Annotated in this window: 17 protein-coding genes; 11 read left to right on the top strand and 6 right to left on the bottom strand. The window is 44.0% G+C overall.

Annotated elements, in window-relative coordinates:
- Positions 1-7: 7 nt before the first annotated feature.
- Positions 8-3,436: a VCBS repeat-containing protein gene (locus GVN20_RS01495; protein ID WP_166556638.1), complete on the bottom strand. Its 3,429-nt coding sequence runs from the start codon at positions 3,434-3,436 to the stop codon at positions 8-10.
- A 130-nt stretch (positions 3,437-3,566) separates the two neighbouring features.
- Here GVN20_RS01495 and GVN20_RS01490 point away from each other — a divergent pair, with 130 nt between their 5' ends.
- The 5 genes from GVN20_RS01490 to GVN20_RS01470 all read left to right on the top strand — a co-directional run bounded on the left by GVN20_RS01490 (position 3,567) and on the right by GVN20_RS01470 (position 10,499).
- Entirely contained in the window at positions 3,567-4,763 is a 1,197-nt protein-coding gene (locus tag GVN20_RS01490; protein ID WP_166556637.1) for a DUF4249 domain-containing protein, read from the top strand.
- 28 nt (positions 4,764-4,791) lie between these two features.
- Complete coding sequence (locus GVN20_RS01485; RefSeq protein ID WP_166556636.1) at positions 4,792-7,185, top strand: TonB-dependent receptor; 2,394 nt, start codon at positions 4,792-4,794, stop codon at positions 7,183-7,185.
- A gap of 144 nt (positions 7,186-7,329) precedes the next feature.
- Positions 7,330-8,415, top strand: a complete 1,086-nt coding sequence (locus tag GVN20_RS01480; RefSeq protein ID WP_166556635.1) for an ATP-grasp domain-containing protein — start codon at positions 7,330-7,332, stop codon at positions 8,413-8,415.
- Positions 8,408-9,535 (top strand): hypothetical protein, encoded by a 1,128-nt coding sequence (locus GVN20_RS01475; protein ID WP_166556634.1) that lies wholly within the window; start codon positions 8,408-8,410, stop codon positions 9,533-9,535. Before GVN20_RS01480 ends, GVN20_RS01475 begins: the two co-directional genes overlap by 8 nt.
- Positions 9,525-10,499, top strand: a complete 975-nt coding sequence (locus tag GVN20_RS01470) for a Rieske 2Fe-2S domain-containing protein (RefSeq protein WP_166556633.1) — start codon at positions 9,525-9,527, stop codon at positions 10,497-10,499. Before GVN20_RS01475 ends, GVN20_RS01470 begins: the two co-directional genes overlap by 11 nt.
- Before the next feature lie 5 nt (positions 10,500-10,504).
- Here GVN20_RS01470 and GVN20_RS01465 read toward each other — a convergent pair whose 3' ends face one another.
- On the bottom strand, positions 10,505-11,173 hold the full coding sequence (locus GVN20_RS01465; protein WP_166556632.1) for an MCP four helix bundle domain-containing protein: 669 nt from the start codon (positions 11,171-11,173) through the stop codon (positions 10,505-10,507).
- A gap of 138 nt (positions 11,174-11,311) precedes the next feature.
- On the opposite strand from GVN20_RS01465, the gene GVN20_RS01460 reads away from it, so the two are divergent.
- Entirely contained in the window at positions 11,312-12,310 is a 999-nt protein-coding gene (locus tag GVN20_RS01460) for a hypothetical protein (protein ID WP_166556631.1), read from the top strand.
- 38 nt (positions 12,311-12,348) lie between these two features.
- Here GVN20_RS01460 and rnr read toward each other — a convergent pair whose 3' ends face one another.
- A complete protein-coding gene (rnr, locus tag GVN20_RS01455) occupies positions 12,349-14,715 on the bottom strand; it encodes a ribonuclease R (RefSeq protein ID WP_166556630.1) in 2,367 nt (788 codons plus the stop codon).
- Positions 14,716-15,023: 308 nt separating this feature from the next.
- Here rnr and GVN20_RS01450 point away from each other — a divergent pair, with 308 nt between their 5' ends.
- The 5 genes from GVN20_RS01450 to GVN20_RS01430 all read left to right on the top strand — a co-directional run bounded on the left by GVN20_RS01450 (position 15,024) and on the right by GVN20_RS01430 (position 18,495).
- Positions 15,024-15,359: an arsenosugar biosynthesis-associated peroxidase-like protein gene (locus GVN20_RS01450; protein ID WP_114463701.1), complete on the top strand. Its 336-nt coding sequence runs from the start codon at positions 15,024-15,026 to the stop codon at positions 15,357-15,359.
- 92 nt (positions 15,360-15,451) lie between these two features.
- Complete coding sequence (gene arsS / locus GVN20_RS01445; protein ID WP_166556629.1) at positions 15,452-16,516, top strand: arsenosugar biosynthesis radical SAM (seleno)protein ArsS; 1,065 nt, start codon at positions 15,452-15,454, stop codon at positions 16,514-16,516.
- Between the two features lie 236 nt (positions 16,517-16,752).
- The gene (locus GVN20_RS01440) at positions 16,753-17,067 is read left to right on the top strand and encodes a helix-turn-helix domain-containing protein (RefSeq protein WP_206023175.1); all 315 of its coding nucleotides are present in this window, start codon (positions 16,753-16,755) and stop codon (positions 17,065-17,067) included.
- Positions 17,068-17,172: 105 nt separating this feature from the next.
- A complete protein-coding gene (locus GVN20_RS01435; RefSeq protein ID WP_206023174.1) occupies positions 17,173-17,352 on the top strand; it encodes a hypothetical protein in 180 nt (59 codons plus the stop codon).
- 51 nt (positions 17,353-17,403) lie between these two features.
- The gene (locus GVN20_RS01430; protein WP_166556628.1) at positions 17,404-18,495 is read left to right on the top strand and encodes a hypothetical protein; all 1,092 of its coding nucleotides are present in this window, start codon (positions 17,404-17,406) and stop codon (positions 18,493-18,495) included.
- Here GVN20_RS01430 and GVN20_RS01425 read toward each other — a convergent pair.
- Genes GVN20_RS01425 through GVN20_RS01415 form a run of 3 tightly spaced genes read right to left on the bottom strand, consistent with a single transcriptional unit; the run spans position 18,482 to position 22,098 of the window.
- On the bottom strand, positions 18,482-19,309 hold the full coding sequence (locus GVN20_RS01425) for a metallophosphoesterase (RefSeq protein ID WP_166556627.1): 828 nt from the start codon (positions 19,307-19,309) through the stop codon (positions 18,482-18,484). The two genes, GVN20_RS01430 and GVN20_RS01425, sit on opposite strands and share 14 nt — an antisense overlap.
- Complete coding sequence (locus GVN20_RS01420; RefSeq protein WP_166556626.1) at positions 19,306-20,649, bottom strand: sodium:solute symporter; 1,344 nt, start codon at positions 20,647-20,649, stop codon at positions 19,306-19,308. The genes GVN20_RS01425 and GVN20_RS01420 overlap by 4 nt, the downstream gene beginning before the upstream one ends.
- Before the next feature lie 6 nt (positions 20,650-20,655).
- Positions 20,656-22,098, bottom strand: coding sequence for a SusD/RagB family nutrient-binding outer membrane lipoprotein (locus GVN20_RS01415; protein WP_166556625.1), 1,443 nt, complete (start codon positions 22,096-22,098; stop codon positions 20,656-20,658).
- Positions 22,099-22,125: the final 27 nt, after the last annotated feature.

Below are 22,125 nucleotides of genomic sequence, written 5' to 3'. Positions count from 1 at the left end.
ATCCGTGCTATTGATTCAATCCCAGCACTTGAACTTTATCTTTGTTTTTAGCTAAAATCAACAATTCTTTCCCCTTTACGCTACGTACTTTATGCATTTTACGTACTTGTCCTTTGACCGAAAAGCCAGATTGAGACGCTTTTACCACTTCAAACTCAGGCTGCCCGTTTGTGTTATTCCCCAACCCCCTCAATATCAAGCCATCGTTTGCATCATAGCGCCCAATTTCAGATAAGACATCAAAGAAGTTGCCCGTCAATAAAATATCCAGCTTTTTGTCTTTATCATAATCGGTAACAACAATACCGAAAATAGGCGAGAATTGTGCCGCTAAAGGGAGTGCTTGCAGCGTAAATTCTCCCTTTCCGTTATTAATTAGCAAAGAGCTGTTGGCTTGGTACACGACTTTTTTCTGTACCCCTTCCATTTGTTCCTTTGTAAAAACATCTTCGATGGATTTCCCTCCGTAGTCTTCATGGCGGATAAAGCGTTTTTTAATCACGGGTAGGACTTTTTGCAGATCTGGCTTTAATACCATCGGGTAGGATTTACCGTCTGGATTGTAGCAGGTGATAATTTGCTCAACACTTCCATTGCGGTCAAAATCATTAATATACAACTCAGCCGGCTCCTTTTCGGAACATTGCAATTTTGAGTTTCGGCCTAAATTCCCAATAATAAAATCAATGTCTCCATCTCCATCAACATCGGCCGGCTCAAGGGCATTCCACCATCCATTGGAGTATTTTATGGGTTGGGTAAGAGCCAGCGGAAATTTCCCCTTTTGGTTTTGTAGAATGACAATAGGCATCCAGTCCCCAACAACGATGAGCTCGGGGTACCCATCTTTGTTTAAATCTTCAAAGCTCGCATCAGTGACCATTCCCAATCCATTATTGGGCATAATTTCTTTGGTTACGTCTTTAAAATTCCCTTTACCGTCATTTTGCAACAAATAACTTCGCGGGTCCAGACCGTACTGTCCTGAAATCATCCTTGTACCAACAAACAAGTCCACGTCCCCGTCGCGGTCGTAGTCGGCGGCAGTCACACAAGAGCCATTTTCAAAAACATTGGGCAACCCGCGGCTAAGGGCAAAATTGCCTTTACCATCATTTAAATAGAGTTTATCGGCCAAAACAGCTTCACCAGTTAGGAATTCATTACCTCCCGTGACTACATATAAATCCAAATCTTTATCGCCATCAGCATCAAAAAAAGTAGCTGCGGTTTCATCAGCTAAGGCAGGAGAGCCAAAACTTGTTTTGGATATTTCTGAAAATGTACCATCGGTTTGTTGCGCAAACAATGCCCGTCTTTTTCCAGAACCTCCACCAACGTACACGTCATCCAATCCATCGCCGTTGAAGTCGGCAACAGCAAGGGCCGGCCCTTGGGTAGAATACATCTGCTTGAGCAGCCCATCACGGTTGTAGTCTACAAAATTGTTTTCTTCATGTACAAAATCAAGCTTTACTTTGTCAGTTATTTGTTCAAAAGAGTACCTGTTGGTTGTGTAAGGTATTTTCCACTGTTTTTTGGCAGTAGTATACTTTAATTGCAGTTCGGTATCGGCCTTAATGTCAGTGAAAGACTGCATTTTATCATCGGGCCAAATCACGGTTATTGAATCAATTTGCGGGTTATTCCCCAAGCCAAAGACCAAATTCAAGTCACTCGACGACTGAAACCCTCGGTTGGGCATTTGTTGTAAATACTGCATTTTCCCTTTTTGGTAGAGATATACCTTTGCGCCAATTCCATCAGGATTGGCCTGAGTCCCTTTGAGTTTTACGCGTAAAAAATGAGTACGCAGTTTTTCGACAGAATGATTTCGAAATACACCCAAAGCAGCATTATTGTTATTGACGACCAAATCCAAATCTCCATCATTATCGAGGTCGCCATAGGCAGAACCATTAGAAAAATTTGCTTCGCCCAGCCCCCATTTGGCAGCATTATCTTCAAAATGAAGATTTCCTTTGTTATGAAAAGCAAAATTTGGTATTGGCGTGGATGAAATCATATCCACAAATTTGCGGTAGTCAAACTGCAGCTGACCTTCTATCAATGCTTGGATATTATTTCGGTCTGACAAAAAAGCTACATAGTCTTGGTCTGTCAGGTTACGAACAATGCCGTTGGCCACAAACAAATCTTTTTGTCCATCATTGTCCATGTCAAAAATCAATGCGCCCCAACTCCAATCCGTAGCATGTACTCCAGCCAGTTGCCCTACTTCGGCAAAAGCAGGGGTTTCTACGGCTGACTTTTGAGGGTTAGTTTCAACTTTCGTGCCCTGATTCAGGTGCAGCATGTTGCGCATGTATTGATGCCAATAGTCTTGTTTTTCTTTGAAAGCGGTCAATTCATAGCTTTCAAAAACTGAGTTCATTTTAAGGCGTTTATCGTCTCGTGGGAGCATATCGGTCACAAAGATATCAAGCAAGCCGTCGTTGTTGATGTCGGCAATATCTGCCCCCATGGAAGATAGGCTGATGTGCTCCATACTTTCTTCAAGAGATTCTTTGAATGTGCCGTTTTGCTGATTGATGTAAAGATAATCCCGCTCATAAAAATCATTTGAAATATAGATATCAAGCCAGTTGTCGTTGTTGACATCGCCAATGGTAATTCCCAATCCGAAAGCAATCAAACTGCCAAAAATTCCCGCCTCCTCGCTTACGTCCGTAAAATGCGGTTTTTGTCCATTGGGTTTTTGTTTGCTGATCAATTCATTCCTGAACAACTTGTGACCACCCAGCGAATCGCGAACTGAGCGCAGATTTTTGTAGTTTAGCTTATTAACGGGTTGAAAGCTATTATTGAGCAGATACATATCTAAATCTCCGTCTCGGTCATAATCAAAAAAGGCGGCATGGGTCGAATAGCCTCCATCGACTAGGCCGTACTCGGTAGCTTTGTCGATAAACTTAGGAACACCATCTTTACCAATTCCCTGATTGATAAACAGTTCATTACCGCGCAGGTCACCTTTGATATTGCCCGCATTACAAACATAGATATCCATAAGCCCATCACCATTTACGTCGGCAAATGTGGCACCGGTGCTCCATGCTTTTGCGCCTCCCACCCCAGCAGGCAAGGTAACATCATCGAACTCCCAGAGGTCTGTTTTATTTTTACCTTTGTTGAGAAACAATTGATTTTTTTCAAAATTGGATGTTACAAAAATATCCGCCCATCCATCATTGTTTACATCGCCGATCGCTACTCCGCCGCCATTATAAAAATTGCGATAGTTAAATACATTGAGTTCTTTTTTATCTTCAATACGATTAGCAAAATTGATACCTGTTTTGGAGCCAGGCATTGCTTCAAAAAGGTTTTTATCAGCTGGTTGTTGGCAACTTTGCCACAAAACAGAAGCACAAAGGAGTGCAGGAAAAGGAAGAATGGACCGTTTTTTCATCATAGGTATTTTACTCATCTACAAAAATAATAAACATTTGGTCAGTACTTTTATATTAACGAAATCAATGCCCAATCATTTACCCAGAAATCATTATACTTGTATCAGCGTTAACCTATGAATGCACTTACCTATGCGTTTCAACTTAAAATTATTGGGCATAGTATTGCTCATTGCAGGGTTCATTTGGGGGTGTGTAGATTTATACAAAGTTGATATACAGACCGCTAAATCGTATCTGATTGTAGAGGGGAGCCTCAACGATTTGCCCGAGCGGCAATTTATTTCAATCTATCGGACCAAGGCAAATACGGTTTTTAAAAGTTCAGATTTTACATCTACCATTGTTGCACAAAAAGACAGCTACGATCCCGTAAGAGCAGCTAAAGTGCAAGTGGTTGAGAATGGTAGTATTACCTATTCTCTAAGTGAAGAAACTCCAGGTTTTTATGTAATGCCCTTCACTTTTTTAGGTAAACCAGGAAGCAGCTATCAGTTATTTATTGAGCTTTCTGATGGAAAAAAGTACCGCTCAACCATTGAAACCATGGCCAAAGTGCCACCTATTGAGCGTATTTACGAAAAGTTTAATCCCAAAGGTATTCTTGACCGCAGTACCAGTATCGGCAACATTGCCACCAATGACTTTTATGTAGATTTTACCGACCCCGTCGATGAGCGCAACTTTTATCGCTGGTCATCAATCACTTACGAAATTCAAAAAATATGTGCTACCTGTCGTGGCGGACTTTACTATAAAGATGCGGGCTCATTGATAGAGTGTCAGACTGACAATAGACTATCGGTCAATAACCTCTTCGATTACGAAGCAGAGAGCCTGTGTTGGGATATATTTTACGGTAATTCACTGGATATTTTTTCGGATGTATATACCAACGGTAAAACTCAAAAAGATAAATTGATTGCCCAAATTCCTCTTTATCAGTCAAATCCGTGTTTGGTCGTTATTCGTCAGGCAAGTCTTTCTCCCAATGCCTATCGCTACCTCAAATTGGTGCAGGATCAGTCAATCAATACCGGTACATTGGCCGATACCCCCCCCGCGCCAATCAAAGGAAATATTGTCAATGAAGCTGATAAAGCAGAGTTGGTATTGGGCTATTTTATGACCGGGATGGTCAATGAAAACCGCTATTGGCTTGATCGAAAAAATACATCTGGTGGACAGCCAGACGGCCTTTTCTATATTAAAAATGGTCGAGAACCTAACTTAGAACCCCCGTTTCTGTATCGTCTCAGTGTTCCTAAAGCAATTTGTGTGAATAGCGAAAATCGCACCTCAAATTCACCTTCTGGATGGCGTTTTTAACGATAACCTTGCTTTGTGCCCATGCATTATGAATTTTAAATTTTTACCTCTTCTCCTCCTGTTTACGTTTGAGGGTTTTGCACAACGTATTATCAAAATGGAAGGAACCATTGTGGACTCACTCTCAAATCAGCCTATCAGCGGAGTGGCGGTATCGACGGTTGCCAACAATAAGATTTATGGACAAATCTCCGATCAATCAGGTCGTTTTGCATTGTTTCTTCCTGCGGGAGATCATATCATTTCATTCAAATTGTCGGGGTATGTACCTCAGTGGCGTTCTATAAACGAAAAATCGCCTGACCAAACACTGACTATTTATTTTCAAAAAGTAGAGCATCAACTTGAGCAGGTGATTGTATCTACCAAGGGGTATGATGAAAATATCAGGAAGCCTCTGTTGGGCGTCAATCAAATTGACATCAAAGCTTTGAGCAAAATCCCTGCGGCCTTTGGCGAGTTGGATTTTTTGCGTGGTATACAGATGTTGCCAGGCGTTTCGAGTGTTGGAGAAGCCTCCAATGGTGTTAATATTCGAGGAGGGACCACCGACCAAAACCTGATTCTTGTGGATAATACCCCTATTTTTAATCCTACCCACATGTTTGGGCTTTTCTCGGTGATTCCGCCAGATGCCATCAGCAACTTGGATCTTTATAAGGGCAATGTACCTGCCCGTTTTGGTGGGCGTGCGGCGGCCGTCATGGACATTTCTCTCAAAACACCAGATGTAACCAAATTTAAAATGACTGGCGGTCTGAGTTTGATTTCTGAAAAATTAATGGTCAATGTCCCTATTATCAAAGACCGTTTGGCAGTGTATATTGCGGCACGAGGTGCGTTTCACGATTTTTTACTACCTGTTTTTTCAGAAGATCTAGACAGTGTCAGGACGCGCTTCAGCGAGGTAGTTGGAAAACTCTTTTGGCGGATTAATGCTAAAAATACCTTATCGCTGATGGGCTATTTCAGCAATGATTATTTTCAAACCAACCTGCTCGCCACTTTACCCAATGTAGTAGGCGAAACCACTTTCTTTGAACATAAAACCAACAACTATGCCCTCAAATGGGTGAGTCTGCTGACACCCAAGTTAGATTGGCAAACGACGCTTACCGTAGCTAACTATGACCCCACTATAGGTACCATCGAAACGGCCACTCGCAACAGAGTACGTTTAGAATCAGGCGTTTATCAAAAACAAGCTACTTCCGCTTTTAATTATCAAGGCAAAAACTCCAAATGGGAACTGGGCACAAGCTTTACCAAATACCATATTAAGCCTGGGATATTAAACCCAGGAAACAGTACAAGTGTAAATGCACTGACACTTCCTTCCGAGTTTTCGCAGGAAGCAGATGTATTTATTGATGGTGAAATTTCGAAAAAACAATTTGCGGCGACTTTTGGGCTGCGATACTCCTATTTCATGGCCTTGGGCCCTGCTGATTTACGCACCTATCAGCCCAATGAGCCCAGAGATGATTTGTCAGTAATTGAATCTCAACGCATCGACAAAGGCAAAATCATGAAGGCGTATGGAGGTTTTGAGCCGCGTTTAGGAATACGCTACGCTCCAAACAATGCACTGTCTTTTAAGATAGGATACAATTTAATGAGGCAATACATACAGATTGCTTCCAATACCACAACACCTATTCCTACCTCACGCTGGAAAACCAGCGATGTGCATATTCGTCCGCAAGTGAGCCACCTGATTACCGGTGGATTATACCGCTCTTTTAAAAATGATATTTATGATTTTACTCTGGAAGGTTATTTCCGAAAGTCAGAAAATAGCATTGACTATAAGCCTGGAGCTGATTTTTTGTTACAACCTTTTCCCGAAACCCAATTAGTGCAGGGCCTAAGCAAAGCCTATGGAGTGGAGGTAATGTTTTCAAAAAAGAAAGGGAATTTTACGGGTTGGATTAACTACACTTATGCCCGTACTTTTAACAAAACGTATGCTGATGTGAATGTGTTGGAACAGGTCAATAACGGCAATTGGTACCGGGCCAACTATGACCGCCCCCATAGTTTCAACCTGTCTATTAATTTAACGGCAGATAAGCACAACTCCTTTTCTTTTAACTTTGTCTATTCTACTGGGCGGCCGTATACCGAGCCAGTTGGGTTTATTGAATACCTCAACAATTTTTATCCTTATTTCGACGAACGCAACAATAACCGAATCCCGGCTTATCATCGCTTAGATTTGGCTTGGCATATCAAAAACCCCTCCATGAAAGAGGATAAGCGTTGGAAAGGGAACTGGGTGTTTACCGTTTATAACCTTTATGCCCGAAAAAATGCCTATTCTGTCTTTTTCAAAACCGAAAATGGTGCAGCCCGAGCCTATAAACTCCAAATATTTGGCGCTCCTATTGTTTCGCTTGCTTATAATTTTAACTATGAATAGCTTGTTTGCCCTTTCTCCTGCAAAAAATAAAACAAGAAAATAGTACAGGAACCTATGTTTCTAACTGTTTGAAAGTTATCTGGCATAGTTTTACAATAGATTAGACCGCTTTAGAAAAATCATTTTTAACAAAAAACCTTAGCTGTGCCGCAAAACATCCTTATTTTGGGGGCAAGAGCGCCCATTGCCCTTGAGATGGCGCGGAGCTTTGGCAAACAAGGCCACCGCATCGTCATGGCAGATTCGTTGCGGTTAACCTTGGCGCGGTGGAGCAAGTACGTAGCGGTTTATTACCATTTACCACCGCCCGCTTACGCATTTGGAGCATTTCAAGAAAAACTCAAGCAAATCATTATCGACGAAAAAATAGACCACTGCCTCCCCACTTGTGAGGAGGCTTTTTTCGTGGCCATGACCAAAGACTCCTTGCCTTGTCAAGTCTGGACGGCTGGCCTTCAATTGATGCACCAACTCCACCGAAAAGATGCCTTTATTGAGCTGGCTAAAGGATTTTTTATCGTACCTGATACGGTAAATGCGGCGGATTTCAACGATTTTGAAAATGCAAATGCCTACGTTTTCAAGCCCATTTATTCCCGTTTTGCTAATTTTACGCTCCTCCGACCAACGGTTGCCCAAATAAAACAAATCCCTGATTCAACGGCGTGGGTAGCTCAACGATTTATTAGTGGCAAAGAAGTCTGCGTTTATTCCATTTGGGCCCACGGAACCCTAAAAGCCCTTACAATTTATCACCCTAAATACCGCGTCGGAAAAGGCTCAGGAATTTATTTTGAACCCGTTACTCATCAAGCGCTTATCTCTTCCATCAAACGATTTGGGGAAGCGATTGGTTATCATGGCCAATTAAGTTTTGATTTTATCATTCAGCCCGACGGTACGCCTGTGGTGCTGGAATGCAATCCGCGCGGCATCAGCGGGGCGCATTTGATTGGCAATGATTTGGCGCGCTGTTTTCTAGATGATACTTTCCAACTTCTTAATCCGAGCCAAAAGCACATGGCCGTTAAATTTGCTTTTCTGATTACGCAGCCGCACTTGATGTTGAATCGGGATTTTTACCGAGCCAACGACGTGATTTTCAGCGGCAATGACCCCTTACCGTTGTTTTTACAACCGTTGAGTTTGGTAGAAATCTTAAAAATCAAGTTCTTGCAAAACAAAACGCTGTTACAGGCTTCTACTCAGGATATTGAGTGGAATGGATAAATTCATGATCAAGTGGCTGCTTCCTTCGCAAATTCCTAACCCGCAAATACGGGCGTGGGCGGAATTGTTTGAGCAGCATCCGTCCCAACAACTCATTGAAAACGTTCGTACAGATTTTCGACTTTTATCCATCAACGACCGCTGGTTTCTGCCCGTCACCATCAATAATACAGAGTTTGATAATTCTTACGTTTGCTCTCCCTACACCGCTTGCGTAACCTACTCGATTGAAGAACTTGACCGAAATATCCGAAATCCTTTTCTGAACAAATCGTTGAACCTACTCCTGAAAGGCACATCTAATTGGCTGATTCGCAACGAAATAAACAAAACCATTCACGTCAATAATTTTCTACTTTCCACCAACCCTTACCCCGATTGGCATGGAATCTATTTGCCGCAAATTGTCCGTTTTCTGACCGAACAATTCCCCCAACACACCCTCATTTTTAGGTCACTCAACCAAGTTCAACATTCTCTTTTGCTACACGAATTTGAACGATACGGGTTTCGAACTGGCGCTAGTCGGCAGGTATATTATTTTCACCCACACGCCCAAACCTGGTCTAAACACAACAACATTGGCAATGACCGCCGACTGGTACAAAAATCTGAACTGACTTACGTCTCACCCACAGAAATTGGTGGTTATGTTTCGCAAATCAGAGAACTTTATAATCAATTATACATCCAAAAATACTCCCAACACAATCCGCGCTTTACGGAATTGTTTTTTGAGAAAGCATTTTCCAATCAACTTTTTCGGCTTGAAGGATACCGCAACGACGAAGGGTTATTGAAATCGGTGGTGGGTTTGTTTGAATTAAACGGCACTATCACCTCACCCATCGTGGGTTATGACACATCCGAAAGTCTTAAAAAAGGGCTCTATATTCAAGCCATTGATTTGATTTTCAGACGAATGCACCAAACCAACCAAGTACTGAATCTAAGTTCTGGGGCGGCATCTTTCAAGCGATTACGCGGCGGACAGGGCCATTTGGAATATTCAGCCATTTATTTCAACCATTTGCCAGCCGCACGCCAGCAAATGTGGAAAACGCTGTTATTTTTACTCAACAAAATCGGTATTCCGTTGCTTGAAAAATATGAGTTATAGCGAAAATACCTGGTGGCCGCTGGGGTTTGAGCGTGATTTCAAGGCCAATCAGCCCTGTCCTGTTTCATCACGTTTTGGTGCGTTGGTTATTTATAAAACCAATAACCAATGGGCGGGATTTAAGGATATTTGTCCGCACCGTGGTGCACCGTTGTCGCAGGGCTGGGTGCAAAACGGCGAATTGGTTTGTCCGTATCACGGCTGGTGTTTTAACAATAAAGGCAAAAATACATTTGTACCCGTCATCAACAAGGCCACCGATGCTGCGTTGGAGTGTATTTCGCTTCGCATAGAGGGTGGTATTGTGTGGGCAAGCGCTTCTGAAAATGCGCCATTCCCTGCCATTTCTGCCCAAACACAGGATATAATACTGGGGGGAAACACCACCGCAAACTTGCTCAATACGTTAGAGAATTTTCTAGAAGGCAGCCATACCCACTACGTACACAACGGCTTTATTCGCTCAGAAAACACAAAACGCACTCCTCTTAAAGCGCGCCTTTTCCCAAAACCTAATGGTTTTATGGTGGTGTATGAAGCCGAACCAGCCAAAGGATTGCTCACTAAACTACTGCCCAAAAACTACCAACTTCTGACCCCAACGGCGCATTATATTTATCCCAACATCGCAATTTTAGAATACCTTACCCAAGACCAACAGCCGTTGATTAGGATTGAAGCCTGTCTCAATGAATCCAAGGCGGGATGTACTTATGCGGCGCGGGTTTTTCTGCGGCGCCCTTGGTTGCGTTTTTTGGGTAAATGGGTCGTAAAAAAACTGTTTGGAATCATTATCCATCAAGACAAGCGCATCCTAGAAATGCAGAAAAACAACCTAGATAACTTCCCACAACGTAGTTTTGTGTCTACATCGGCCGATACCGTGGGCAAGGAGTTGTATTTTTGGTTGTATCAACCCCATCAAAAGGCATCAGAAGCTATTGATTTTGAGGTGTATTGGTAAATATTTTAGTTTAATGACGGATTTTGCGGCGTTTTTGGAAACGTAGATTTTGAAGCAAAAATCAATACGTGGACCAATAATCCCAGCACAATCAGCAAAGACAGTTCAAATCGGTTTTGAGAAGCCGAGCCAAGAACGATTTGTCGCGAGCTATTTGCCACTTTTTCTCCTTCTGAAATTTGAATATTGGACAGCAAATTCAGGTCATTTGACATCACATAAAACGACTTATTCAACACTTTTTTGGCGTTTACGATGTCGGCTACCCCATCGTTTTGGTAAAAATAACGCTTTTCCAAGCGCAAGTCTTCGGCCACGTGAGATTTGAATTTGCTGAAAATAACCTCCTCCGCAGGCGTTAGCTTGGTTTTTTCAAATTCATGAATCAGCGCATTAATCGCCTCATTGTGTCGAGAAAGTTGCCCTTTAATCCGATTTACATCCTCATACGCCACACAGCCATCAATGACTATCTTCTTATCTGATAAGTGATGATAGAATTTATAAATGTAGCTTTCTGCGAGCAGTCGGTCCTCATAAACCGTAGAAAACGCCTCTCCTAACTCCGTAAAACTTTGTTTATCAAGCAGATTTTTGACAAATAACAATCCAAAAATAACCGTCAATAGCACGGCAATTTTTAATTTTTGTTGCAAACTATACGCCCATTTCATGGTGAGGAAGGTTAAAAAGTGCGACGAATCAATTATTGGAGCTATTTTTCAAAGATACAAAATCTGTATTAAACCCACGGAAAACGTTTTGGATAAAATCACCGTATATTTGTAAAAACCATTATCTATTTCGGGGAGATGAAACAGTGGCTAAAAGTAGGAATGTGGCTGAGCATTGCCGCCCTGACGGGATGCGATTTGATATTGCCCAAAGCCGAGAGAACCAACGACAATCAGGCAACAACGGGAAAATGTCTGCCCGACCAACCCGTTTCTTTTTTGGAAGAAACCAACCCCGAACGGGGTTTTTATAACCCCAAAGACAGCCTTTACTACGGCACCATCGTTTACGGCGTTTTTTACCGAGGCGGAATTACCAATCCGTGTGAGTTGGTAAAACGCCCGTTTTCCTATAAAAATGTTATTTCACGAAAGTTCAAAATCGTTTGGGAAGGACCCAAAGGCGTCACCTCCGACCGTCAGGCTACCCGGGCATTGATTCGTTTTACGGATAAAGGCTACCAGGATGACGTAGATCGTGACTTACCAAAGCCCGATACGCTTTACCCTTTTCCGTACGAAATCACCGTCAAAGAAGATTCAGGCTACGTGACCCTGCCCACCGCCCGCGAGTACAAATTAGCCCTCCGCAAAGGCTATTCAGGTTTACTCAACGAAGTTAAGTGCGCCGAGGTAAGCCTTTCGACAACGCCTGCTTTTGATACACAGCGTGTCATTTTGGAAAATGCCGGCACGGCCAGCTGGTCGTCGCGTTATTTTTTCAAAGCCGCCGATTTTGCCCCCAACGTTGAATACATCGTTGTGCGTGAAAAGGAATGTGCTACCTGCAACGTTCCCACACCTACCCTCACCGCTTCTACTACTACGGTTGGAAAAGGGGAGGAAACAATTCTCTATTTTTCAGGATGTCCCGTGGTTGATGGAGCTCAAGGACCATTGGAATGGTTTTCACAAACCGATGGAAATTCAAAAGAATTAGTCCAACGCTTCAGCTATTCGGCCCGCAATGAGCGCCGATTTTATCCCCAAGTGACCACCACTTATTACCTACGCTGCCAAGGAGATTGGTTTTGCAAACCGCAAAAAGAAGTAAGTATTCGGATAGAAGTAAAATAGTTGGAAGCTATTGGTTATCAATAGCTTCCAACGGACTACTATCTGCGTTTTCGGCGGGCGCCTTTATCTTTAGGCGATGAGCCAGCGCTGCGTTGACGACTCCGTTCGGTGGTATTTTTAAACGATGAAGTACTGCGCGTTGGGTTGGCATCGGCCAACACCAAATCCATGCTTCTACGCGAAATATTGGTCTCTTTGACCTTTACTTTTACGGCATCACCAAAAGTGTAAAACTTTTTGGTGCGCTGCCCTACCAAGCGGTAGTTTTCTTTATCGAGTTCGTAATAATCGTCGTTGAGGTCATTCATCCTCACCAGTCCTTCAGACGCGGTGTCGGTGATTTCCACAAAAATCCCGAATTCAGTCACACCCGTAATGATACCATTCCAAACACGGTCTGGCTCCATGGAAGCCATAAACTCCACTTGTTTGTACTTGATACTCGCACGCTCGGCATTGGCGGCCAATTGCTCCCGCGCCGAGGAATGCTTACAGGCCGGCTCAAGTTCGGCACGGTCGGGAGAGGGCTTTCCATCCAGATAATGTTGCAACAAACGATGCGCCATCATATCCGGATAGCGTCGAATGGGCGACGTAAAGTGCGAATACCGCTTAAACGCCAACCCAAAGTGCCCCGCGTCCTCGGTGCCATAACGGGCCTTGGCCATGGTCCGAATTGCCAACTGTTCGAGCGCATTTTGTTCGGGCTTTCCTTCAAGGTCTTCCATCAACTGGTTCAGCGACTGGGCGGCAAGTTTTTCATTCTCAAATTTCATTTTATAACCCAAACGCCCCGCAAAAGCGGCAAATATGCGCAATTTTTCCATATCAGGCTCTTCGTGAACCCGATATACCATGGTGTTTGGATGGCCTTTGTCTTTTGATTTTTGATAAATGAATTCAGGTACTCGTCGGTTGGCCAAAAGCATAAACTCTTCGATGAGCTTGTGCGCATCTTTGCGCACTTTGGTATAAATTCCGAGTGGTTTTCCTGCTTCATCCAATCGAAATTTCACTTCAACAGTTTCAAAATTAACCGCTCCTTTGGCAAATCGGTCTGCTCGAAGTTTATGCGCCAATGTGTTCAAAAGCGTCAATTCTTTGGCATACGGCAACGGCGCAGAAAGGTCAACGAATCCCTCTTCTGTGGCGGCTTTATCGGCGGCAGCCTGCATTTCCAAGATTTCCTGCGCTTCTTCGTACGAGAATCGTTTGTCGGAATGAATCACCGTACGTCCAAACCACTCGTGTTTTATCTTAGCTTCTGGTGACATTTCAACCACCACCGAAAACGTGAGTTTATCTTCGTTAGGGCGTAGTGAGCAGAGATTGTTGGAAAGTTTTTCGGGCAACATGGGCACGGTTCTATCCACCAGATAGACCGACGTGGCGCGTGCGTAGGCTTCCTGTTCCAAGGCTGTTCCAGGGCGCACATAATGCGTCACGTCGGCGATATGGATGCCGATTTCATAGTTTCCGTTGTCTAAAAACCGCACCGAAAGTGCATCATCAAAGTCTTTGGCGTCGGCAGGGTCAATGGTAAAGGTCGTTATATCGCGCATATCTCGGCGACGCCCTATCTCTTCGGCAGAAATGGTATCGGGAATTGCGTTGGCCTCGGCTTCGAGTTCTTCGCTAAAGCGAATCGGCAAGCCAAATTCCGCCAAAATGGCGTGCATTTCGGTTTCGTGCGAACCTGCTTTTCCGAGCACTTCTACTACTTCTCCTTCCATGCGGCGCGAGCGCGTGGCGTACTGGGTCAGGTGGATGAGTACTTTATCGCCATCCTGTGCCCCTTTAAGCTTATTTTCAGGAATGTACACATCTTCATACATCCGGCGGTTGTCTAAAGCCACAATGCCGTACTTCGGCCACAGTTCGATTTCACCCACAAATTCTGTTTTTCCCCGGGCAATGACCTCTTCTACGCGTCCTTCACGACGACGACCGCTGCGATAATCGCTGAACAGCGTAATACGTACTGTATCGCCATCAATGGCTCCGCGCAAATCATCGGAGTCCACCCACACGTCGGCATTTTCCGAAAGTTTGGAGCCTTCGGGCAACGGCGAATCCATGACAATAAACGCGTAGTTTTTGTTGACGTGTTCTACTTTTCCAATCAGCACATTGGCACTTACGTTGGATACGTACAAACCTTCTGGCGTACGTTTGATGCGTCCTTCTTCAATAAGCTCATCGAGTAAACCATTCAGAATCAACTGCATTTTATGGTCATCGGCATCAAAATGGTCGTGAAGCTGTTGCAGTTCAAATGGCTGTTCGTTATTGATTTCAAAAAAAGCGGCAATCTCTGATTTGAATTCGTCCAAAAAAGTAACAATCTTTTTTTGGGAGCGAGTTTTTTTGTTTTTTACCTCGCTGTTTTTTTTTCTTTTATTCATACTTAAAATTACTTCTGCTTAAATAACCATTTTTTACGGAAAAACATTACATAATAAGCTCATTGATTCCCGTCGGCTCGTCACGTGGCGGGCTTTGCTACACTTTTGGGATAATTATAGCTGCTTACCAAAAGCTACATTTCAATGTCTCTATCCGTATCTTTTTTACCCTATTAAAAGACAAAACCCTACGAAAGATAGTTATAAATACACACACTGCCCCGAACATCTTAAATTTATGTACAACGGTCCAAATCTAACATTGCTATATTTACGTAATTATAGATAACCATAAACATTCTCGCTTTATGTCGACGTATTACAATTCCGAAGACCTCAAGAAATTTGGTAGTATCGGGGCCTTTGGGGCGAAAGATTTGGCCAACGATTTTTTTAAGTACTACGGCGACGTATTTGCCGAAGGGGCACTCACCTCCCGCGAAAAATCGTTGATTGCACTTGCCGTGGCTCACGTACTCAAATGCCCGTATTGCATTGACGCTTACACGACCGATACGCTCGAAAAAGGCTGCTCAGAAGACGAAATGATGGAGGCGGTTCACGTAGGGGCCGTAATGGCAGCGGGAATTACCCTGGTACACAGCACCCAAATGATCAACAAAGCAAAAGAACTAACAATGTAAAATGAGGAGCGAGAAGTCAGAAGTGAGGAGTCAGAAGTGAGTATAAAAAACTTCTGACTCCTCACTTCTCGCTCCTGACTCCTGCCCATAATATGAATCCTGTCAAATCACTGAAAGCCCGAAAGCACGAACTGGGCGAATCTGCGTTTCAATTGGAGGTGTTAAACGACCGCCTAACTTTGGGAAAACACCTTCCGTCTTTTCGTGAGAAGCTAGAACCTATTGGCCTTTTTCCGCTGAAGCCCACCGAAATCGACATTTTTCAAGTCAACATGGGGAAAATGTGCAATCAGGTATGTAAGCATTGCCACGTAGATGCTGGACCAGACCGTAAGGAAATCATGACGCAAGAAACCATGCAGTTGTGTTTGGGTGTCCTGCAAAAACATAAATTCAAGACCATCGACCTCACGGGCGGGGCACCTGAGATGAATCCGCATTTTCGGTGGTTTATTGAGCAAATCAGGGCCATCGACAATGACATCAACATCATCGTTCGGTGTAACCTGACCATTATTTTGGCCAATAAGAAATACCACGATTTACCCGATTTTTTTAAGCAACACCGCATTGAAGTGGCTTCGTCGTTGCCGTTTTATACCGCCACCCGCACCGATTCGCAGCGCGGCGATGGCGTCTTTGAAGATTCCATCAAAGCGCTCCAAATGCTCAATGCCGTCGGCTACGGGCAGGAAGGCAGCGGCCTGACGCTTAATTTGGTCTACAACCCGGCGGGGGCTTTTCTGCCGAGCGGACAGGCAGGCATGGAAAAGGAATTCAAACGGGCGTTGAAGGCAAAATACGGTATTGAATTCAATCATTTGTTTTGCATCACCAACATTCCCATCAGTCGCTTTTTGGATTATCTGTTGGTGAGCGGCAATTACAGTGAATACATGGAAAAACTCGTCAACTCCTTCAATCCGACAGCGGCGGCCAACGTCATGTGCCGCACAACGCTGTCTATCGGTTGGGATGGGTACTTATACGATTGCGATTTTAATCAAATGCTGGACCTGAAAGTAGCAGGAAAAGCCAAGCACCTGCGGGATTTTGACATGGAGGCGTTGACCCAACGCTCCATCATCATCAACCAGCATTGTTATGGATGTACGGCGGGAGCTGGCAGTTCGTGTGGCGGAGAAGTAGCCAAATAAGTTGTTTGCAGCTTGACAGACAAATCGGTATCGGATGGCTTCGGTACCGATTTTTTTGTTTTTGAGTGGTATTCTTTAAACCACGGAGTATCACGGAGTGATAAAACACGGAGGTGCACTGAGTTTTTAGTGCATTTCTGTGTAACTCGGTGCAAAACTCCGTTGATTTGTTAATGATTTAGGTTTCAAAATTTTCTTAACTATCTGAAAGAGAAAGAATTAAAAATAAAGAAAAAATGAAAACATACACCTTAGATCAAGTGCAGGATACCTTAATTGGAAAAATCGGAACACCCGAACGTGACCTATTTGAGTATGAACTTCAAATGGACATCGTTGGCAAAGCCATTAAGCAAATACGCCGGGAAAGAAACTTGACACAAGAAGAATTAGGGAAACTTATCGGTGTGCAAAAAGCGCAAATTTCCCGACTTGAAAGTAACGCCAATAATGCCACAATGGACACTTTACTCAGAGTTTTTACTGCACTAAAAGCCAAAGTGACATTACAGGTTGAATTACCTAACCTGAATATTAATGTTGGACAATAATTTCTTCCCATAAGTGCCATATAATACACTATTTGGGCGTATATCTCGCCAAATGCAAGGCATTTACATCAAATAGTGCCTTTAAATGCTCTTTTTGATGTAATTATGTTTTCAGTAGCACAGACCGGTATCAGTGAAATCCTGTTTAGCCATCTGCTTACGGCATTGCTATCCCGCTCCGAAGCGGTTGAAAAAATGATTGCTGCTTCATTCCTCAACGAAACTACCAAAAGAAATTATTGGCAGGCTTATCAGGGGCGGTTGAAGCAGTTGGGGAAAGAGTGAGGATGCTCGGAGCACGGAAAAAGGAAACACGGATAATTTTTCTATATACAGATGAAAATAAACAAAGTTCACGAAATAACATTTGATACTAACGAGACCATTATCTCGGCAACTGTATCGAATAGAGAAGAATTGATTTTATTAATGAGTTCGGGTGGTGTGATTAGGTATAAAATCAATGAGAAAAACGGGCAATATCTGTTTTCAGTAAAAAGTGATCTTTATAGTGATGGTGGCTTCGATATAACAGCGCAATCAACTATCTACACATTAGGTACAATCGTAGTTGTGGTTAATGACTATAAAAGACATGGCTATATCCACTACCCTGAAAAATACCGCGCACTACATTTATGGCGGAAAGATTATCACGCAGATATTTCCTGTTACCCAATTGCTTTGTTTAAGAATGAAATAGGAGTTCCACATATTATTTATGGAGCGGCTTGGAATCATGTCCAAATAATGAACCTTGATACACGACAGATTCTTACAGCGGCTAAGTCGCTAATTGAAGAAAATGCAGAAGAAAAACATATTGAGTTTTATAAGGCGTTCAGCGTAGATGACGAAGAGCCATGGCCTCGTCCGTACGACTATTTTTTCGGAAAATTGCTCGTTTCCCCGGATAATAAGAGATTTTTAAGTGCCGGTTGGGTTTGGGGCTCTTCTGACGCTTATAATGTCTATGATATTGAACACTTTATTAGAAGCAACAGAATAGCAGATGTTAAAATCGATGCTTGGGAGCATGAAAATAGAGCGGTTTGTTGGATAGATGGTGAAACGGTGGCAATTGCATACAATCCATTTACCGAAGAAGATGAAAATTCAACAGCAGATTCACCTTGTCAAATCCATTTTTACAAAATTGATGGAGAAAATGCTGTATTGGAAAAGCAAATACCGATTATTGGATTAGACATTTCAGATTTGAAGATTTATTACAATAAAAATCTGAACTCAATAATTGCTCATTCAGGCAAAATAGGTATAGCAATAATCGAATTGGATGGACAAATTATATTTCAAGACACCAATTTAAAGGTTGATGAATACTTTATTGAAACAAGTTTATTCATTCAGAAATCAGACAAAACTATATCAGTTTATGAGATAACAACCACTTCTACAACTCAATAGCCACGCCCTGCAAAGCCGTTTCTTCGTCGGGCAGGATATCGCAGTTGTCCCAGAGGCCCGTTAGGAGGGTTTCGGAATAGGAATAGGGCAAGCCGTTTTCCATCATGAGTTGGTTGGCTTCGCCGGCATCGTACTCAAAACTTCTGAATTCGTACGAAAAGGTATCGTTGGCATCGTCCAACATGACGTACCACACGCGGGGTGTGCCGTCGTTGGCGGGCATTCCGATCACGCCGGCGTTGAGCCACAATTTATCATCTTGGGCATCTGCAAACGGCAATCCGCAGTGTCCCGCCAGAATGACATCCGCTTTTGCCGTTTCAAAATTGGCCGCTTTTACTTCCCACGGCGTGGATTTAAACACAAATTCCGAGATATTTTGCATCGAGCCGTGCAGCACCTTTACGCGTTTTTGGGCGTATTCAAAATCAAGGAAAAGGGGTAACGTTGCGAGGTAGTTCAGGTTACGTCGGGTCATCCGAACGGCGGTGTACGGAAACCACTGTTTGGCAAAAAAATCACACCGACTGCCTTCGGAAAAATTACAACCACAGTCGTCGGTGCCGTTGAGCAGATTTTGTTCTACGTTTCCCTGAATCGCCCGAATGCCCCAGTCTTCCAGAAAATCCAGGCACTCGACGGGCGAGGCGCAGTAGCCGGCAATATCGCCCGTGCAAATGATGTTTTGCGCGGGAATATTTTCCTTCGTTGCCCATTGATACAATTCTTCCAACGCCTGATAATTGGAGTAAACACCCCCAAAGATCAGGACTTTTCCGCGCAGGGTACCGATATGTTGCGTTTCAGGCGTCACTTTCTTTTAAACAGAACAGGTATAAAAAACAAGGTAAAACAACCTATTGTTCCGACGACGTTAATGCTGAGCAGGTCGGCGTATTTGCCGTCGGAAAATTGAATCCAATGAACATCTTTGACAAAAATGGTGGTTAGTCCGCACGCAATGCCAAACAGGACCGAGCCGTAAAAAGACCATTTCGGAGCTTTTATCCACCAAAACAGAAAGATAGGCGCCAATCCCAGCACCATCGTGCCGCTAATGGTCGTGGCCGAAAGAATTTCGGGATTCAGAAATACGGGCAATGTTCCGAACAAAGCGCACAGCACCATCGTGATGCGCCCTTTGCGCACACTGATTCCTTTTTCTTTGAGCAAGTCCAAATGAATGAGCTTAGTAGACGACGAAAAGGTTGAATCAATCGTAGAGGCCGCCGAGGTCACCATGATGGAATTCATCATCAGCATCATGGGCAAACCAAACAGTTTGGCGACTTCCACCGTGGCGGGCGCGGGCAGACCTTTCATGGAACCAAAAATGCCGACAAAACTGAACAGAATGATGCAGACAACACCAATTACCGTCGCCATCGCAAAAGAAACCAACGTAGTGCGGGGCGGCGTAATAAAGCCCCGGTCGGTCATGATGGGGTCGTGGAAAGGATAACTCAACGATTGAAGCAACGCTACGCACAATAAGTTGACGCCCTGACTCATTTTCCATTCGCCTTTGCTTGCCAAAGCCGCAATGCCGCCGGGCGTTTGGGGAATCAGCACGGCCAAAATGAACACCAAAAGTACCATAAACAGCACCAAGTGAATCATATCGGTAAAAATCGAACTCCGCATCCCGCCTTTGAGCGTGTAGGCCAACGTCAAAATCGTAAACACCGCAATGGACGAAAAATACGGAATGCTCCCCTGCTCGCCGAAATAAGTGCCGATAATGATGGTGTTGGACCAAATCTCGTTGATGAGTCGAAAGCCGATCAACAACGAAAACAGCCCTACCGCCACTTCCCCGTAGCGCGTTTCCAAAAAATGATGGATACTGCGAAATTGCCCTTTGATCCGCATTTGGTAGATTAGCACGCCCGCTACCATAAACGAAAGGTAATACCCCGCGTAGGCCACTCCACCCACGATTCCAAAGGCATAGCCCAAATCGGCGGCGTTGGTAATGGATTTGGCAAAGAGCCACGAAATGACCAAACTGCTCGTCAGCCACAGCGAATTGGGCGGTACATTATCTTTGCTTCCCTTAAAAAAATCGTTGGTTTTACTCGTCAGCGGTGAGACCACAAACAACAGGAGACTCGACCCGATCATAATCACCCACTGCCACGTAATTGCATCCATACAAAATTATTTATCCCACCAAACGGGCGAATTTACACTGTTGTTATTGGTTTTGGACGCGGCCGTTCTAAAATTAGCATTATTCAGAGCATCTTCGGTGGTAGGATAAGGCAATCGCACCGGAATCAGGTTTTGATTCAAACTCGCTGAGATGGTTTTCAGTTTTGGAAAACCCGTCCGTCGGTACTCGATCCAACCTTCGTAGCCGTTGATAATGTTGGCCAACCATTTTTGTGTAATGATCTGTTCTACAGGATTGGCCCCGTTCAGTCTATAGGCCGCCGGGGTGGTTTTGAGATAAGTATCGGGCAATGTAGTTCCCCAATACTCAAAGGCTTGGGTTACGCCCGTTTCGTAAAGTTGTTTGGCGTCGGCGGTAATAAAACCCTTTTCGGCGGCTTCGGCCATCAGGAAATTGACTTCAAAACTTGTTAGAAAATTGGCTTTGAGCCTGCCCGCCTCTTCCCGAAAGATACGTCCCGCAAAGGAATAATTTCCGACCGAAATGGAGAGTTTGGAAGCATCCGGCCCGTTGAGCAATCCTTTGTAGACGTTGGCATTATTGGCCGTGGGCCGAAAGAAAACCTGCTTACGCGGGTCATTCAGTTTTGTCAAAATCTCTTCGACTGTTTCTGACATGATAAAGAGGTTAAAGTCACCAACGCGCGCCGTGGACATGCGAAAGTTATTGGGCTGCGAGGCCGTAAATTGGTACACCGCGTTTTCGGAAGGCAACTTGATGTAGTCTCCGCCGGCGTAAATTTTCGCCAATTCGGCAGCCACATTCTCCTGCGCCGACACTCTCATCAGGTACTTGAACTTCAGTGAATTGGCCAACTTTCGCCAGGCTGACAGGTTACCTCCAAAAATAATATCTCCCTGCAACGCCTGCGCCCCTTTGTAAGCACTGATGACACTGACGGCTTTCGTAAGGTTTTCAATGATGCCGTCTTTGCCCAGATAAATATCCCGTTGTGCGTCGTATACGGGTGTTACATTTCCCTCTTTTCCTTTCAACGACTGACTGTAAGGCACATCGCCGTACAAGTCCGTCAGCACGCCGGTCAGGTACGCTTTGTAGATCAGGGCCGGGCCTTCGTAGACCGCATACGCCGGATTGGAGCGGGATTTGGTGAGTAATATCTCGTTGTCGCGGAGATTTTCGTACAGAAACGCCCAGGGATTTCCGCCGTATTGCGCTTCGGTAAGGCTGTGACGGTCGAATAAATTGAAATCAATGGCGGTGAATAATTGCCCCAGCAGATTGCCCGCCACAAAACCTTCGTACGACATTTGGTCAGCGAAATCGAAGAGCACTTTACGAAACAACAGCTCAGGCTGCACGTCTACGGGCGCTACGGGATTAACGTTGATCTTTTCAAAATCATTGGTGCAACTTCCCAACATCACCAACACGATGACTGAGAAATGAGCGATATATTTTTTCATGATTGGATGCATTTGTACAACAAAAAC

The sequence above is a fragment of the Runella sp. CRIBMP genome, assembly GCF_009905605.1.
Taxonomy (GTDB): Bacteria; Bacteroidota; Bacteroidia; order Cytophagales; family Spirosomataceae; genus Runella.
This window is presented reverse-complemented; position numbering and strand designations above follow the sequence as displayed.

What these genes read in the sequence shown, in the direction of transcription:
- GVN20_RS01495 (WP_166556638.1), bottom strand. Translation starts at nt 3,436, where the DNA reads ATGATGAAAAAACGGTCCATTCTTCCTTTTCCTGCACTCCTTTGTGCT.
- GVN20_RS01490 (WP_166556637.1), top strand. Translation starts at nt 3,567, where the DNA reads ATGCGTTTCAACTTAAAATTATTGGGCATAGTATTGCTCATTGCAGGG.
- GVN20_RS01485 (WP_166556636.1), top strand. Translation starts at nt 4,792, where the DNA reads ATGAATTTTAAATTTTTACCTCTTCTCCTCCTGTTTACGTTTGAGGGT.
- GVN20_RS01475 (WP_166556634.1), top strand. Translation starts at nt 8,408, where the DNA reads ATGGATAAATTCATGATCAAGTGGCTGCTTCCTTCGCAAATTCCTAAC.
- GVN20_RS01470 (WP_166556633.1), top strand. Translation starts at nt 9,525, where the DNA reads ATGAGTTATAGCGAAAATACCTGGTGGCCGCTGGGGTTTGAGCGTGAT.
- GVN20_RS01465 (WP_166556632.1), bottom strand. Translation starts at nt 11,173, where the DNA reads ATGAAATGGGCGTATAGTTTGCAACAAAAATTAAAAATTGCCGTGCTA.
- GVN20_RS01460 (WP_166556631.1), top strand. Translation starts at nt 11,312, where the DNA reads ATGAAACAGTGGCTAAAAGTAGGAATGTGGCTGAGCATTGCCGCCCTG.
- rnr (WP_166556630.1), bottom strand. Translation starts at nt 14,715, where the DNA reads ATGAATAAAAGAAAAAAAAACAGCGAGGTAAAAAACAAAAAAACTCGC.
- GVN20_RS01450 (WP_114463701.1), top strand. Translation starts at nt 15,024, where the DNA reads ATGTCGACGTATTACAATTCCGAAGACCTCAAGAAATTTGGTAGTATC.
- arsS (WP_166556629.1), top strand. Translation starts at nt 15,452, where the DNA reads ATGAATCCTGTCAAATCACTGAAAGCCCGAAAGCACGAACTGGGCGAA.
- GVN20_RS01440 (WP_206023175.1), top strand. Translation starts at nt 16,753, where the DNA reads ATGAAAACATACACCTTAGATCAAGTGCAGGATACCTTAATTGGAAAA.
- GVN20_RS01435 (WP_206023174.1), top strand. Translation starts at nt 17,173, where the DNA reads ATGTTTTCAGTAGCACAGACCGGTATCAGTGAAATCCTGTTTAGCCAT.
- GVN20_RS01430 (WP_166556628.1), top strand. Translation starts at nt 17,404, where the DNA reads ATGAAAATAAACAAAGTTCACGAAATAACATTTGATACTAACGAGACC.
- GVN20_RS01420 (WP_166556626.1), bottom strand. Translation starts at nt 20,649, where the DNA reads ATGGATGCAATTACGTGGCAGTGGGTGATTATGATCGGGTCGAGTCTC.
- GVN20_RS01415 (WP_166556625.1), bottom strand. Translation starts at nt 22,098, where the DNA reads ATGAAAAAATATATCGCTCATTTCTCAGTCATCGTGTTGGTGATGTTG.